Annotated in this window: 12 protein-coding genes and 1 pseudogene; 4 read left to right on the top strand and 9 right to left on the bottom strand. The window is 62.3% G+C overall.

The genetic code is table 11. The features are described from left to right. Position 1 precedes the first annotated feature (1 nt). From ACWTU8_RS07565 to ACWTU8_RS07555, 3 genes and pseudogenes are all read right to left on the bottom strand, one after another. Positions 2–1,495: a hypothetical protein gene (locus ACWTU8_RS07565; protein ID WP_455847633.1), complete on the bottom strand. Its 1,494-nt coding sequence runs from the start codon at positions 1,493–1,495 to the stop codon at positions 2–4. A 225-nt stretch (positions 1,496–1,720) separates the two neighbouring features. Beyond that, a pseudogene (locus ACWTU8_RS07560) lies at positions 1,721–2,116 on the bottom strand (S8 family serine peptidase); the annotation flags it as partial. Next, positions 2,056–2,277, bottom strand: coding sequence for a hypothetical protein (locus ACWTU8_RS07555; protein ID WP_455848450.1), 222 nt, complete (start codon positions 2,275–2,277; stop codon positions 2,056–2,058). The pseudogene ACWTU8_RS07560 and the gene ACWTU8_RS07555, both read right to left, overlap by 61 nt. Here ACWTU8_RS07555 and ACWTU8_RS07550 point away from each other — a divergent pair. After that, the gene (locus ACWTU8_RS07550) at positions 2,277–2,429 is read left to right on the top strand and encodes a hypothetical protein (protein ID WP_455847632.1); all 153 of its coding nucleotides are present in this window, start codon (positions 2,277–2,279) and stop codon (positions 2,427–2,429) included. The two genes, ACWTU8_RS07555 and ACWTU8_RS07550, sit on opposite strands and share 1 nt — an antisense overlap. On the opposite strand, the gene ACWTU8_RS07545 is transcribed toward ACWTU8_RS07550, so the two are convergent. Next, on the bottom strand, positions 2,426–3,001 hold the full coding sequence (locus ACWTU8_RS07545) for a GNAT family N-acetyltransferase (RefSeq protein WP_455847631.1): 576 nt from the start codon (positions 2,999–3,001) through the stop codon (positions 2,426–2,428). The two genes, ACWTU8_RS07550 and ACWTU8_RS07545, sit on opposite strands and share 4 nt — an antisense overlap. A 68-nt stretch (positions 3,002–3,069) precedes the next feature. Here ACWTU8_RS07545 and ACWTU8_RS07540 point away from each other — a divergent pair, with 68 nt between their 5' ends. Continuing rightward, a complete protein-coding gene (locus tag ACWTU8_RS07540; protein WP_455847630.1) occupies positions 3,070–4,398 on the top strand; it encodes a DNA polymerase IV in 1,329 nt (442 codons plus the stop codon). Positions 4,399–4,482: 84 nt separating this feature from the next. On the opposite strand, the gene ACWTU8_RS07535 is transcribed toward ACWTU8_RS07540, so the two are convergent. After that, positions 4,483–4,989 carry a hypothetical protein gene (locus ACWTU8_RS07535; RefSeq protein ID WP_455847629.1) on the bottom strand — a complete coding sequence of 169 codons (507 nt, stop codon included), beginning with the start codon at positions 4,987–4,989 and terminating at the stop codon, positions 4,483–4,485. A gap of 183 nt (positions 4,990–5,172) precedes the next feature. Here ACWTU8_RS07535 and ACWTU8_RS07530 point away from each other — a divergent pair, with 183 nt between their 5' ends. Further along, entirely contained in the window at positions 5,173–6,054 is an 882-nt protein-coding gene (locus tag ACWTU8_RS07530; protein WP_455847628.1) for a DMT family transporter, read from the top strand. A 61-nt stretch (positions 6,055–6,115) separates the two neighbouring features. On the opposite strand, the gene ACWTU8_RS07525 is transcribed toward ACWTU8_RS07530, so the two are convergent. The 4 genes from ACWTU8_RS07525 to ACWTU8_RS07510 form a co-directional block, all read right to left on the bottom strand. Continuing rightward, complete coding sequence (locus tag ACWTU8_RS07525) at positions 6,116–6,916, bottom strand: potassium channel family protein (protein WP_455847627.1); 801 nt, start codon at positions 6,914–6,916, stop codon at positions 6,116–6,118. A gap of 103 nt (positions 6,917–7,019) precedes the next feature. Continuing rightward, positions 7,020–8,030, bottom strand: coding sequence for a methyltransferase (locus ACWTU8_RS07520; RefSeq protein WP_455847626.1), 1,011 nt, complete (start codon positions 8,028–8,030; stop codon positions 7,020–7,022). Positions 8,031–8,211: 181 nt separating this feature from the next. After that, positions 8,212–11,691, bottom strand: a complete 3,480-nt coding sequence (gene dnaE / locus ACWTU8_RS07515; protein WP_455848407.1) for a DNA polymerase III subunit alpha — start codon at positions 11,689–11,691, stop codon at positions 8,212–8,214. Positions 11,692–11,936: 245 nt separating this feature from the next. Continuing rightward, entirely contained in the window at positions 11,937–13,949 is a 2,013-nt protein-coding gene (locus tag ACWTU8_RS07510; RefSeq protein WP_455847625.1) for an acetyl-CoA carboxylase biotin carboxylase subunit, read from the bottom strand. A gap of 200 nt (positions 13,950–14,149) precedes the next feature. Between ACWTU8_RS07510 and ACWTU8_RS07505 the strand changes: the two genes are divergently transcribed. Beyond that, positions 14,150–15,277, top strand: a complete 1,128-nt coding sequence (locus tag ACWTU8_RS07505; protein ID WP_455847624.1) for an S-(hydroxymethyl)glutathione dehydrogenase/class III alcohol dehydrogenase — start codon at positions 14,150–14,152, stop codon at positions 15,275–15,277. Positions 15,278–15,362: the final 85 nt, after the last annotated feature.

Here is a 15,362-nt window from a genome sequence, read left to right as displayed (position 1 = left end):
CCTACGGCGTCGTTTCTTCTTCGCTGTCGTCGCCTTCATCATTCGCAACCGGATCGGCCGGCTTCACCATGACACCATTGACCGTGACCGAACCGTCCGGCTTGCCGTTGACGACCCATTCGATGCGACCGTCCGGCAGCGTCTTGCCGAATCCCTTGATCGCAAGCGCCACCGGCACATATTGCGCGGCTTCCGGCTCCGACTTCGCCGCCGCCTGCAGGCTTTCCACAATTCTGTCATAGCCTGCGATATCGATCGTCACATTTGCCTCGGGCTTCATGCCGGGGAACGTCATCTCGCCTTCCATCGCGATTTCCATGTCGCCGTTCTTCACCGTGCTGTGGCCGATGACAAATTTCGGCGTCTTGGCCATGAAATCAGCCTTGATCTGATCGCCAAAGTCGGCCGGCAACGGCGGATTCTTGTTGAGATCAAAGGCCTCGATCGCCTTTTTCGCCATGCTGTCGAGATCGATGTTGGCGCCGCCGAAATTCAGATAGATGTCGGTGGGCAGAAGCGCCATACCCCAGGCGGGCACAAGATTCTGAGGGATCGTCAATCCTGCCGCCTTGATCGTATAGTTGACTGCTCCGTTCTGGGCGATGCCGTCGGTCCCGAAGCTGGTGCCCAGCTCCGTCGCTCCGAAATGCCCGACCGGGCTTTCGACAGTGACATCCTTGAATCCGTAGCTTCCGTCGATCCGCTCCCACAGCGGCAGCGCGGCGAGTAAAAGCGATTTGAGCTGCGCCTGGTTGGCCTTCAGCTTGGCTTCGTCTTCATTGGCGACGGCAAATGCCAGCAGATCGAGAAATGGCTTCGTCCGCATCCCTTTGCCGGTCGCATTCACCGACAGTTCTGGCGATTTGATTGTAAGCGGGAATTTCAGCCCGCTTTTGGGATCGTCAAAATCAAGCGTTTCGGCAAAATCGGCGATCGTCTGCGTCGCGGTGAAATCCACGCCGCCATTCGCAGCTTGGGTTGCGTTCATAGTGGCAGTACCGGCGCCGGTGCTCACCTCCGCGCGCTGCATGGTGTCCCGGGTCTTCATCTTCATCCCGGCCGTCGAGTGTGTGGCGCTGGTGAAAGCCGCCAGTTCGGTGTCATAGACGCCGGTGAACTTGCTGTCTTTGATCGAGAATTGCATGCTCTGCAGGCCTTCCGGCCCCATGAACTCGAAGGACCCGCTTGGCGACAAATCCGCAGAGACATTCCACGTCCCGTTGCTGCTTGGCTTGACGAGGAATGCGTAGGGGCTGAAGTCGAACTTGAAGGAATGCTGCGTCGCCAACAGGTTCACGACAGGTTTGAAGTCGACGGTGAGTTTGTAAGCGTCGCCTTCCACGGAAACCCTCAGGAAACCGCTGTCGATCGCCTTGCTGCCGATGTAGCGAGACAGATTTTCGGAGAGCTGCTTCGCACCCTCGCCATCGACGGTCTGGCCGAAGGCAGGCGCGCTGAGCGCGAGAACAAAGACGGCCGGCAGAACACGGTTCACGCAGAATCTCCGTTGCTATTCTTCTGGTAGAAAACTCCAATCGTAACCGTAAGCCGAAACGGGTGAGGTGCAATCCCTGCTGAGCGCTAGGTCCCGGCCACCGTTCATGAACCAGCGGCGCGGCGCGACGCGGTTGATGCAATGCGCCCTGCACGATCGCGGTGTTCGCCAGCATCGACGATGCATCAGCCTGTCGCCCCAGCAAGAGCTCGCGTCATCGGAGCTTCACATCGCCTTCTTCGGCGTGACGACGCAAGCGACGCGGGCATTGAGCAGGCGCCAACCGAAGACAGCGTCCTTGCCGGGCGCGCCGAGATCTTCCGCCGACTTGCCGAGCGCATCAAGAATGTCGGCCGCCGTGGCGCTGCTGTTTGCCGACTTCATCAACGCCGCTGCGGCGGCAACAAACGGCGCCGCAAAGGAGGTACCGGTCTTCCGCCTTGCGCCGCTGACCGACGCGGCCGTCCATACTTCGACGCCGGGGGCGGCCAGGTCGATATGCTCGCCGCGGCCGGCACGCCTGTAGGGGCGTTTCATGCGGTCCACCGCCGTCACCGCGATCACTTCCGCGTAGGCCGCCGGATAGGCAGGTCCGGCCTTGGGACCTCCATTGCCGGCAGCGCATTGTTGGTGGCCGACGCTTGCTGCGAATCGACTGCCGGCAATTTGCGGAACCAGTCCGGCAGAACCGTCTTGGCTGCTACTGGCGGCGCGATGACGCCATAATCTTCCGGCCAACAGACAAACCGGATCGAGCGAGTGGTCTGGGAAAAATGAAACATTGATAGCCTCCAAGGAAAAATCCGAGGAGGAACGGGCCGCAGGCGGATTATTCCTGCTGGATGTCAACCGTCTGATTATGCAGGCCGGCTACGAGATTTGGCCGCCGCCGAGCGACCGCCGCGGCAGCGGCGCGCACAGCAGCACTGGTTAAAGCACCAGTCGCATCAGCGGTCGGCCCGCCTTGCGCTCGACCAGCCTCTCGAAGCCGGCTTTCTCGAAGACCCGCGACGAACCGACGAACAGCCCGATCGAACGCGAATCTTTCGACAGGTCGATCGGACACGCCTCGACCAGCCGCGCGCCATTCTGGCGAGCAAACTCGATGCCGCCTTCGACCAACCGGTGCGTCACGCCCCTGCCGCGCGCCTTGACGCGGATGAAGAAGCAGGAAATCGCCCACACGCCCGGATCCACGGCGTCGGCGGGATCGACGGGCGCCGATCCCCTGCCCTTATTGTTCCATTCGGGCACGTCGGCGCGCGGGCCGATCTGCATCCAGCCGACCGCCTTGCCATCCTCGAACGCCAGCAGGCCCGGTGGCGGCCCGGCCTCGATCCGCGCCTTGATGTGGTCCTTGTTCCGCTCCCGGTTGCTGGCGCGGCGCGCTGCCGGCGACAGCCGGAAATGTGTGCACCAGCAGCCGTAGCAGGCACCTTGCTTACCGAAAAGATCTTCGAAATCAGCCCAAAGCTCAGGCACCAGCGGCGCTATGGTCGTATTCATGAGCTCTCTCCCGGCCCACCGTCTTGTCGTGGCGTCCGTCCTGACGTACCATTGCCTTTGTTCTCTTTATGTTCGCAGTGATGGCGGCTCCTGTCAACAATCCCGATCACGGTTTTTGCCGCGACTGCCTGACCTTTCAGCGCGGTGAGGCACGGCGCTGCGAACGCTGCGGCAGTCCACGGCTTGCCCGCCATCCGGAGCTCTACCGGCTGCATCTTGCCCATATCGACTGCGACGCGTTTTACGCGGCGGTCGAAAAGCGCGACAACCCAGCGCTGAAGGACCGGCCGTTGATTATCGGCGGCGGCAAGCGCGGCGTCGTCTCCACCGCTTGCTACATCGCCCGCATCCACGGGGTGCGCTCGGCGATGCCGATGTTCAAGGCGCTCGAAGCCTGTCCGGAAGCGGTCGTCATCCCGCCGGACATGGAAAAATATGCACGCGTCGGCCGCGAGGTGCGCGCCATGATGCAGGCGCTGACGCCGCTGGTCGAGCCGATCTCCATCGACGAAGCATTTCTGGATCTTGCCGGCACCGAGCGTCTGCATGGCTTGCCGCCGGCGGTGGTGCTGGCGCGCTTCGCGCTTGGCGTGGAGAAGGAGATCGGCATCACCGTTTCAGCAGGCCTTTCCTACTGCAAGTTCCTGGCCAAGGTAGCATCGGACTTTCGCAAGCCGCGCGGCTTTTCGGTGATCGGCGAGGCCGAGGCATCAGGCTTTTTGGCCGAGCAGCCGGTGACGCTGATCTGGGGTGTGGGAAAAGCTTTCGCCGCCACGCTTGAACGGGATGGCGTCCAGATGATTGGCCAGTTGCAGCGCATGGAGCGCGGCGACCTGATGCGCCGCTACGGCGTGATGGGCGACCGGCTCTACCATCTTTCACGCGGCGAGGACGACCGCCGCGTCCATCCCGACCAGGATGCGAAGAGCGTATCAGCGGAGACCACCTTCGACACCGACATCGCTTCCCTGGATGAATTGGTTTCGGTGCTGAGAGCGCTGTCGGAAAAGGTTTCCGGGCGGCTGAAGAAATCCGGCATTGCCGGACGCACCGTCGTGCTGAAGCTGAAGACCCAGGATTTCAAGACCCGCACGCGCAACCGCCAGCTCGGCGATCCGACACGGCTGGCCGACCGCATTTTTTCGACCGGGCTCGAACTGCTGCGCAAGGAGGCGGATGGCACGAGATACCGGCTGCTCGGCATCGGTGTGAGCGACCTCTCGAATGACGACAAGGCCGATCCGCCCGACCTCGTCGATATTCAGTCGCGCAAGCGCGCCATGGCCGAAGGCGCCATCGACACGCTACGCGATAAATTCGGCCGCAGGGCGGTTGAGACCGGCTACACCTTCGGCAAGGGGCGCAACGCCCACCCGCCCGAGCCGATCGAGGACTGAGTACGATTCTGAACCGAGAGGTCCGCGTAAGCGAAAAGTGGAATCCGGTTCGGAAAAGATCATGCCAAAAAGATAGAGCGGCTGTCAGATGCGCCTCAAGTCGATCCGGCTGGTCAAAACGCGCTCGCCGGTTTTCGGATCGACGTCGATAACGGTCAGCCGCATGCCGTCTTCGCCGTTCTTCTCGACCGTCATTTGCGCCGTGCGATCGCCGTTGACCTCCTTCGCCCAACGGATGCCGAGATTGATCGCATTGCCTAAGCGCCTGCCGCTGAGCTGCGCCGGCCCGGTGCGGGACCCGACATAGGTCCCGGTGTACTTCGTCCCGCGGGACTTCAGATCGGCACTGATGGCGCGCGTCACCACGACGAGACCGCGGCAGGTGCCGTCCAGCGACAATGAGCTCGATGTCGCGTCGGAATTGAAGCGGCAGGAGACGCTCACCGTCGGCGCCTCGGTGGTTACCTTGACGGTCCCCTTGCCGGCGAAGTTTCCCTCGAACGAGCGGAGAAAATCGGCCTCGTCGGCATGAGCCGCGCCAGCCGCAGCCGTCAGGCAGCCGGCAAGTACAAATCGTGCAAATGATTTCATGGGACCTCTCCTCGTTGATATCGGAACGACGATATTTCCAATGAACTGGCTGTTTGGACCAACGCCCGCCGTGACGGCAGGTTCCGCCTTTAACATGACCGTTTTGCAACACGTCGCTTCTGGCCCAGCCGAATGCGTCGACTAGCGGTTGCGGTGAAAGTCCCGGCTTGCGACATAGCGCGCATGGCACCCTCACCCTCGATCCCCCGGGCCGCGTTCTGGATGGCGCTGTCGATCGCATCGTTTCTGACGATGTCGGTCGCCGGCCGCGCCACGACGGCCGAGCTCAACGTATTCCAGGTGCTGGAGCTGCGCTCGGTGATCGGCCTTTTCATCCTCCTGCCGCTGGTGATGATATCAGGCGGTTTTGCAGCAATGCGCACCAAACGCCCCTTGGCTCATATCGCCCGCAATGTCGTCCATTTTGTCGGCCAGGCGGCATGGCTATACGCCTTGACGCTGATCCCGCTGGCCGTGCTGATCTCCATCGAATTCACGACGCCGATCTGGACGGCCATTCTGGCGGTCGGCTTTCTTGGTGAAAGACTAAGCCGGCCAAGACTTGCGGCCATCGTGCTCGGACTGATCGGCGTGGTGATCATCGTCCGTCCGGGCGTCGGCTCCGTCGATCCGGGACATATCGTCGTGCTGGGTGCCGCGGTCTGCTTCGGCATATCTGTGGTCCTGGTCAAATCGCTGACGCGGACGGACAGCGTCGTGTCCATCATCTTCTGGATGCTGGTCATACAGTCGGTGCTCGGCCTTATCCCGGCGCTCTACGAATGGCGCAACCCGCCGCTCGAATTGTGGCCGTGGATCCTGCTGATCGCCTTCACTGGCATGTCGTCCCATTTCTGCATGGCCCGCGCGCTCGCCTATGCCGACGCGACAGTCATCTCGCCGATGGACTTTTTACGCGTGCCGCTGTCAGCGCTGATCGGCTGGCTGCTCTACCACGAGCAGATCGATGCTTTCACCGCCGGCGGCGCCTTGCTGATCCTGTTGGGCAATCTGCTCAATCTGCAGAATAAAGCGACCAAACCTGCGGAAGTGGCAGCGTCTTAGCATTTTGCAGCCAAGCATCTTCGTTTGGCGTCCGACAAAATGCGTGAAAGCAAAGAGCATCTCAGTCGCCTTCGTCGGGGATGTTGAGGAGATGCCCGCAGGCCTTGCAGTGGACGGCGTCGGCTTCATGCCGCTGAAGCCCGCATTGCGGGCAAGGAAAAAACACCTTGTTGGGACGGAAGAGCGCCTGCGCCAGCCTGACGAACAGCGATATGCCGATGATCATGGTGACGATGGCGGTGAGCTTGCCGGCGATACCCGGCAGGACGATGTCACCGAAGCCGGTCGTGGTCACCGTTGCGACGGTGAAGTAGAGCGCGTCGACATAGCCTTCGAGACCGGCGCCGGTGCGAAAGAAGAAAGTGTAGACGAAGCCAGTGATGACAAGGAGGAATGTCAGGAGATTGATGACTGCATGACTCGCCTCGCGCCATTTTTTGAGGCCGCGCATCTCGAAAAACCGCCACAGCGCGCCGCTGCGCGACAGCGACCACAGCCGCAATATGCGCAGGAAGCCCAGATTGGCTAGCGCTGAAGGCATCAGCAGCGTCAGCAGGATAAATGCATCGACCCACGACGCCGGCTGTTTCATCAGGCGCAGCATGTCGTTGGAGGCAAGCAGCCGCGCAATCATGTCGGCGGCGACAAGCGCTGCCACGGAATAATCGAGCCAGAGGAACGAAGGCGACTCCTGGATCACCGGTGTGGCGATGAAGAAGGCGATGATGGCAAGGTCGATGATGATCGCGACCAGTTGAAACCGGAAAGCCGCGGGCGTGCGCCCGTGATAGAGTTTGCGCAGCGTGCCGCGCAGCCGCGTCAAGGCTGAATCCCGAGCTCCGTCCCTGTCTGGCGCCTTCATGACAACTGCGATAACGCTCGCTGCGACAGCCGTCCAGTGGGGCAGAGCAGGTGAAGCCGCTGTGGCTTGAGAACATCCGGAGCGTTTCAGACCCGGAACGCGATTAGACCGGTTCCGCCTCGATGATGCTGATGCGAGGTCCAGCTTCAACGATATTGGCGACCTGGAAATTCGACGCCGCAAGCAGCAACTCGAATTCTTCTGCCGTGCGCTCCTGCCCGCCCGGCATGACCAGCATGTTCAGATCGCCGAATTTTGCGCCGGCGCCTTCGTTGGGCGGCGCCAGAATGCTCTCAAGCACCAGCAGTTTGCCGTCTGGGCGCATCGCCCGGCGGCAGGTTTTCAGGATCCGGATGTTTGTGTCGTCGTCCCAGTCATGCAGGATCCATTTAAGCACAATCGCATCGGCGCCCTCGGGCACCGAGACGAAGAAATCGCCGGCGACGATGTCGCATCGATCGGCCACGCCCGCGGCGTCAAAGACCGGGCCGGCCTTCGCCACGACCTGCGGCTGATCGAAAAGAATGCCGCGCTGGCCGGGATTGCGGCAGAGAATTTCGGCAAGCAGCGCGCCCTGCCCGCCCGCGACATCCATGACAACAGAGAACGGCCGGAAGTCATAGGCCGCGATCACCGCGGCGGCGACGCCACGCGACATGGCCGTCATCGCCCGGTCGAAGATGACGGACTCTTCCGGATGCTCCGCCCGGTATTCCCAAACGCCCTTGCCATGAGCGTGGCGAAAGGCATTTTCACCGGTGCTGACACTGTGCAGCAGATCGCTCCATGCCTGACGGAAATACGGCCGTCCGGCCAGAATCGCCCACGGTGCGACCGAATGCTGAACATCGGATCGCAACACGCCGCCAACCGGGGTCAGCGAGAAAAACCGGTCTTCCGCTTCATGGAACACGCCGACCGATGCCAGGGCGCGCAACAGCCGGTAGAGCGCTTGCGGATGGGTATTGGTCAACGCGGCAAGTTCGCCGCTGGTGCGTTTTCCGTCCTTGAGATGGTCTGCGATGCCCAGTGTGGCGGCGACGCATACCGCCTGAGATACCTGGAACCCATTGACCATTTTCTGGAGTTCGGCAGCAGCTGTCCGCTCGTCCATCAGGCTCTCCCCCCGGCCGCCGAAAGAGCCAGGCCAGCAACCGAAAAGACGAGTTGATGGCATGGCGGGCCGACCTCACGATACCAGTGGCAATGTCACCGGGCAATCCGGCGCTGGGCATGCTGGCGCTGGCTTGGCGGAACACGGTCAGAACACACGAGGCTGTGCCAATCCCGTTAGCTCACACCAGCTCTACTTCCACCACGCCCGGCACCGCGCGCATGGCCGACGCGATCTGTGGCGAGACGCGGTAACGGTTGGGCAGTTCGATCTCGACCTCGCCCTGCGCCTCATCCTTGATGACGATAATGCTCACCTGGCTATCGCCGCGCTGGGTAAGCTGCGATTGAATCGCCGACGCCGGTCGGTCATCCCTGACAAAGATGCGCAAGGCCTTCTGGATGCGGCTTGCCTCGTCCTCCAGCGACTGCACGGTCTGGATGCGCAGATTGACGCCTTCGGGCCTGTCCTCGGCCGAAACGGTGATCACCACCGATCGGCCGGGCTCGAGCAGGTCGCGATACTGCGCCAGACCTTCGGAAAAAAGCACCGCTTCATACTGGCCCGACGTGTCGGAGAACTGCACGACGCCCATTTTGTTGCCGGTGCGCGTCTTGCGCTCCTGCTTGGTGGTGACCGTGCCGGCAAGCCGCCCGGCGGCAGCACCGCGTTTGACCGCGGCCGAGAACTCGGCCCAGTTCTGCACCCGCATCTTCTGCAGCGCCGCCTTGTATTCGTCCAGCGGATGCGCGGAGAGATAGAAGCCGACCACCTGGAATTCACGGTGCAGGCGGTCGGCGGCAAGCCACGGGTCGGTCGCCGGCAGGTTGAGCGCCTGCGACTGTGCGCCAAGCGAAGCACCGAAAATGTCGTGCTGGCCCGACATTGCATTCTGCTGCGCCAGCGACGCCAGCCCCATCATCCGCTCGACGCCCGCCATCATCGCGGCGCGGTCGTGGCCGAAGCAGTCGAGCGCGCCGGCCATGATCAGGCTTTCGAAGACCCGCTTGCCGACGATCTTCGGATCGACCCTTTCGCAGAAATCGGCGAGGTTCTTGAACGGTTTCCCGCCGCGCATTGCGACGATATGCTCGACCGCCGCGTCGCCGACGCCCTTAAGCGCGGCCAGCGAATAGAAGATCCGGTTCTCGCCGACTTCGAAGGCCCGGAAGCTTGATATCACCGACGGCGCCACGACGTCGATGCCGAGGCGCAGTGCATCCTGGCGGAAATCGGCGAGCTTGTCGGTGTTGCCCATGTCGAGCGTCATCGACGCGGCCAGGAACTCGACCGGGTAGTGCGCCTTCAGATAGGCCGTCTGGTAGGAGACGACGGCATAGGCGGCCGCATGCGACTTGTTGAAACCGTAGTCGGCGAACTTTGCCAGCAGGTCGAAAATGAAGTCGGCTTGCGGCTTGCCGACGCCGCGCTCGACCGCGCCCGAGACGAAGCGCTCGCGCTGCTTGTCCATCTCGGCGCGGATCTTCTTGCCCATGGCGCGGCGCAGCAAATCGGCTTCGCCGAGCGAATAGCCGGCAAGCTCCTGCGCGATCTGCATCACCTGTTCCTGGTAGACGATAACGCCTTGCGTCTCCTTCACCAGATGGTCGATCTTCGGATGGATCGACGCCATCTCCTCCTCGCCATGCTTTCTGGCGTTGTAGGTCGGGATGTTCTCCATCGGCCCCGGCCGGTAAAGCGCGACCAGCGCGATAATGTCCTCGATGCAGTCGGGGCGCATGCCGATCAGCGCCTTGCGCATGCCTGCACTTTCCACCTGGAACACGCCGACCACTTCGCCGCGCGACAGCATGGCATAGGTATCGGGGTCGTCGAGCGGAATGTGGGCGAGATCGATCTCGATGCCGCGGCGGCGGATCAGCTTGACCGCGGTTTCCAGGACCGTCAGCGTCTTCAGGCCGAGAAAGTCGAACTTCACCAGCCCGGCCTGCTCGACATACTTCATGTTGAACTGGGTGACCGGCATGTCGGAGCGCGGATCGCGGTACATCGGCACGAGCTCCCACAGCGGCCGGTCGCCAATAACGATGCCGGCGGCATGCGTCGAGGCGTGGCGGTAAAGCCCTTCCAGCTTCTGCGCCATGTCGAGCAGTGTCTGCACGATCGGCTCCCGCTCGGCCTCTTCGGCAAAGCGCGGCTCGTTGGCGATGGCGTCGGCGAGCTTGACCGGATTGGCTGGGTTCGACGGCACCATCTTAGAGAGCTTGTCGACCTGGCCATAGGGCATCTGCAGCACCCGGCCGACATCGCGAAGCACTGCGCGAGCCTGCAGCGTACCGAAGGTGATGATCTGGCCGACCTGGTCGCGGCCGTATTTCTGCTGGACGTAGCGGATGACCTCCTCGCGCCGGTCCTGGCAGAAATCGATGTCGAAGTCGGGCATCGACACGCGGTCTGGATTGAGAAAGCGCTCGAACAGCAGCGAGAAACGCAGCGGATCGATGTCGGTGATGGTCGTCGAATATGCAACCAGCGAGCCGGCGCCCGATCCGCGGCCCGGCCCGACCGGAATGCCTTGCGCCTTCGCCCATTTGATGAAGTCGGCGACGATCAGGAAGTAGCCGGGATATTTCATCCTCTCGATGACCCCGAGCTCGAAATCCAGCCTTTCGCGATATTGTTCGGCTGTGTAGCCAGGGGTCGGGCCGTGCGCTGCGAGCCGCGCCTCCAGCCCTTCATGCGCCTGTTTGGCAAGCTCCTGCGCCTCCGCCTTCACCGCCGCATCGGCGTCGGCGACGTCGCCGCCGGCAAAGCGGGGCAGGATCGGGTTGCGGGTCTTCGGATAATAGGAACAGCGCAGCGCGATCTCGATGGTGTTGTCGATCGCTTCCGGCAGATCGGCGAACAGCTTCGCCATGTCAGCCTGGCTTCTCAGAAAATTGTCGGGCGACAGGCGCCGGCGATTGTCCACGGCGACCACCGAACCTTCGGCGATGGCGATCAGCGCATCATGCGCCTCATAGTCGTCGCGCGAGGAGAAAAACGCCTCGTTGGTGGCAACCAGCGGCAAGTCATTGATGTAGGCGAGGTCGACTGATGATTTTTCGATGGCCCGGTCATAACCGGAAACCCGTTCCAGCTCGACATAGAGCCGGTCGCCGAACAGCGCCTTGAGCGCCAAAAGCCGCGTCTCGGCGAGGTCGCGGCGGTCCTCTTTCAGAGCATTGCCGATCGGGCCGCGCGGCCCGCCGCTGAGACAGATCAGGCCGTCGCAATTGCCGTGCAGCATCTCGGTCGTCAGATGCACGGCCTCGCCGGGCGGCGTTTCGAGATAGACCCGGCTGACCAGCCTGACCAGATTGCTGTAGCCGGCCTCGGTCGCCGCGATCAGGACCACGGGCCGCATTTCCGGGCCTTGCCGTCTGCGGTCGCGCTGGCTGTCGCTGGCTTCGCCGGAAAAGGCGAGAGCGGTCTGGCAGCCGATGATCGGCTGAATGCCCTCCTTTACCGCCTTTTGCGCAAATTCGAGCGCGCCGAACAGATTGTTGGTGTCGGTGACGGCGATGGCCGGGGCGTCATCCTTGACCGCATGGCCGACAACGGTGCCGAGCTGCAGTGCGCCTTCGAGCAGCGAATAGGCCGAATGCACGCGCAGATGAATGAACGGCCGCGCAGGCGCTTCCGGCCGCGATGCCTTCATGAAGGCCTCACGCCGCAACGGGTCGCGTGGAAGTGTCTCATTCGCCATGGTTTTTAGCGCCGCTTGAAGGACTCAGCCGATGAAGATGTATTGTCCGGCACCGGATGATGCGAGTCCAGCAATTGCCATTCGAGCCGCGCAAGTTCGCGATCGTTGGCTTTGTGAAGGCATTCATGCTAGGAATATATGCATGGTGTTGATTTGCGCCAACGACCCGCCGCCGAGGCGGGTTTTTATTTTCAGCCTCACGCGAATTCCATGATCACCGCATCGACTGCGAGGCTGTCGCCCGGCTTAGCCTTGAGTTTCGACACGGTAAGATCGCGCTCGGCGCGCAGCACGTTTTCCATCTTCATCGCCTCGACGACCGCCAGCGTCTCGCCGGCCTTGACCTCCTGCCCCTCGGCAACGGCAATCGACACGACGAGGCCGGGCATCGGGCAGAGCAGCATCTTCGACGTGTCGGGCGCCACTTTTTCCGGCATCAGCCTTTCGAGCTCCGCGGTGCGCGGCAGCATGGCGCGTGCCGTCACCGACATGCCTTTCCAGGCGATGCGAAATCCGTTCGGCACCGGCCTGATCTGCGCGGCAACCCTGCTACCGCCGACCGTGCCGCGCCAGATGAGATCGCCCGGCCGCCAGTCGGACGCCACCGTCAGCGCCTTGCCACCGTCGATCGACATGTGGAGCTCCAGCGGAATGGAAATCATGCCTCCAAGGACAGAGGCCGAAAGGTAATCCTCGCCGATCTTGATCACCCAGTCGCGTTTCAGGGCACCCGAATGCGGCGCCAGCCGCCCGCTCAGCCGGTCGAGCCGGTCGCGGCGCAGCAGTTCGACCGCGGTGGCGATGGCTGCGAAAATGGCCTTTTCCTGGCTATCAGGCGCGATCGGCGCGAAGCCATCAGGATATTCCTCTGATATGAAGGCGGTCGATATCAGCCCTTCCCGCCAGCGCGGATGCTGCATCAGCGCCGCCAGGAACGGCATGTTGTGCTCGATGCCGTCGACGACGAAGCTGTCGAGCGCCTCCGACATGGCGTCGATGGCGGCGAGCCGCGTCGGTGCCCAGGTGCACAGCTTGGCGACCATCGGATCATAGAACATCGAGATTTCCGAACCCTCGGTGACGCCGGTATCGTTTCGGACGACGACGTCGCCGAACCGTCCCTCTTCCGGTGGCCGGTATCTCGTCAGCCGGCCAATCGACGGCAGGAAATTGCGATACGGGTCCTCGGCGTAGAGCCGGCTTTCCACCGCCCAGCCGTTCAGCTTGACATCGCTTTGCTTGATAGCGAGCTTTTCGCCGGCAGCTATGCGAATCATCTGCTCGACCAGATCGATGCCGGTGACGAGCTCGGTTACCGGGTGCTCGACCTGCAATCGCGTATTCATTTCAAGGAAATAGAAATTCTTTTCGCCGTCGACGATGAACTCAACCGTGCCGGCGCTCTGATAGTCGACTGCCCTGGCCAGCGCCACCGACTGCTCGCCCATGGCTTTCCGGGTCTTGGCGTCGAGGAAGGGCGAAGGCGCCTCTTCGACGATCTTCTGGTTGCGGCGCTGGATCGAGCATTCGCGCTCGCCGAGATAAAGCGCGTTGCCGTGCGCGTCGGCCAGCACCTGGATCTCGATGTGGCGCGGATTGACCACGAACTTCTCGATGAAGACGCGGTCGTCGCCGAACGAGCTTTTGGCCTCGGACCGCGCCCGGTCGAACCCGTCGCGCACCTCGGCCTTGCTCCAGGCGATGCGCATGCCCTTGCCGCCGCCACCGGCCGAGGCCTTGATCATCACGGGATAGCCGATCTCCCCGGCTATTTTCTCGGCATGACCGGCATTCTCGATGACGCCAAGCCAGCCGGGTACCGTCGACACGTTTGCAGCATTGGCGAATTTCTTCGATTCGATCTTATCGCCCATCGCCCTGATCGCTTTGGGTTTCGGGCCGATGAAGATGATGCCTTCTTTCTCCAACGCTTCACAGAAGGATGCGCGTTCGGACAAAAACCCGTAGCCGGGATGCACGGCTTCAGCACCGGTCGCCTTGCAGGCAGCGATGATATTCTCCGGCACCAGATAGCTCAGCGCGGCCGGAGAAGGCCCGATATGCACAGCCTCGTCGACCATCTTGACATGCACGGCGTCGCGATCGGCATCCGAATAGACCGCGACGGTGGCGATGCCCATCTTGCGCGCCGTCTTGATGACGCGGCAGGCGATCTCGCCACGATTGGCGATCAGGATTTTTGTGAACATGCGGGTTTTATTCCCTCGGCTGCCTTTCTTTGATGGGCTTCGCCCGGCCGGTCAAGGCAAGTTGGCGCATATCCCGGGCGCAAGTCGGCTGACACCGACCAAAACCCGGTCACGAACTGTCAATTCGTCCCATAGTCCAGAACCTGCAGATACGCTAAAGCTCGCCTCGATTGCCGATTTGGCTGGAGAGGAGAGCCCCGATGAAAACCCGTGCCGCTGTGGCAGTCGCTGCCGGAAAGCCGCTGGAGATCCTGGAGGTCGACCTCGACGGCCCGCGCAACGGCGAGGTGCTGGTCGAGATCAAGGCGACCGGCATCTGCCACACCGACGAATTCACGCTGTCGGGCGCCGATCCTGAAGGCATCTTTCCGGCGATCCTCGGCCATGAGGGTGCAGGCATTGTCGTCGATGTCGGCAAGGGCGTCACCTCGGTCAAGAAGGGCGACCACGTCATCCCGCTCTACACGCCGGAATGCCGGCAATGCCCGTCCTGCCTGTCCAGGAAAACCAATCTGTGCACCGCGATCCGCGCCACGCAGGGGCAAGGTCTGATGCCGGACGGCTCGTCGCGCTTCTCGATCGGCAATGACAAGATCTTCCACTACATGGGCTGCTCGACCTTCTCCAACTTCACCGTGCTGCCCGAAATCGCGGTGGCCAAGGTCAATCCCAACGCGCCCTTCGACAAGATCTGCTACATCGGCTGCGGCGTCACCACCGGCATCGGCGCGGTGATCAACACGGCCAAGGTCGAGGTCGGCGCCACGGCCGCCGTCTTCGGCCTCGGCGGCATCGGCCTCAACGTCATCCAGGGGCTGCGCCTTGCCGGCGCCGACATGATCATCGGCGTCGACCTGAACAACGACAAGAAGGAATGGGGCGAGAAATTCGGCATGACGCATTTCGTCAATCCGAAGGAGATCGATGGCGATATCGTGCCCTATCTCGTCAACATGACCAAGCGCGGTGCCGACCAGATCGGCGGCGCCGACTATACATTCGATTGCACGGGCAGCACCAAAGTGATGCGGCAGGCCCTTGAAGCATCGCACCGCGGCTGGGGCAAGTCGGTCGTCATCGGCGTTGCCGGCGCCGGCCAGGAGATCTCGACGCGGCCGTTCCAGCTGGTCACCGGACGCACCTGGATGGGCACCGCCTTTGGCGGCGCGCGCGGCCGCACCGACGTGCCGAAGATCGTCGACTGGTACATGGACGGCAAAATCGAGATCGACCCGATGATCACCCACACGCTGAAGCTGGAGGACATCAACAAGGGTTTTGACCTGATGCATCAGGGCAAGAGCATCAGGAGCGTGGTGGTTTACTAGGTGAAGGAGGTTCAAATTCGCGTTCGTATTGCCGTTCGCAGTCACCGCGAAGTTAGTCAGGCACTCCCATGAATCCTGAGACTCT

Source organism: Mesorhizobium sp. BHbdii (assembly GCF_053848045.1).
The sequence above is the reverse complement of the archived record's forward strand: the minus strand, read 5'-3'. Positions and strand labels throughout refer to the sequence as shown.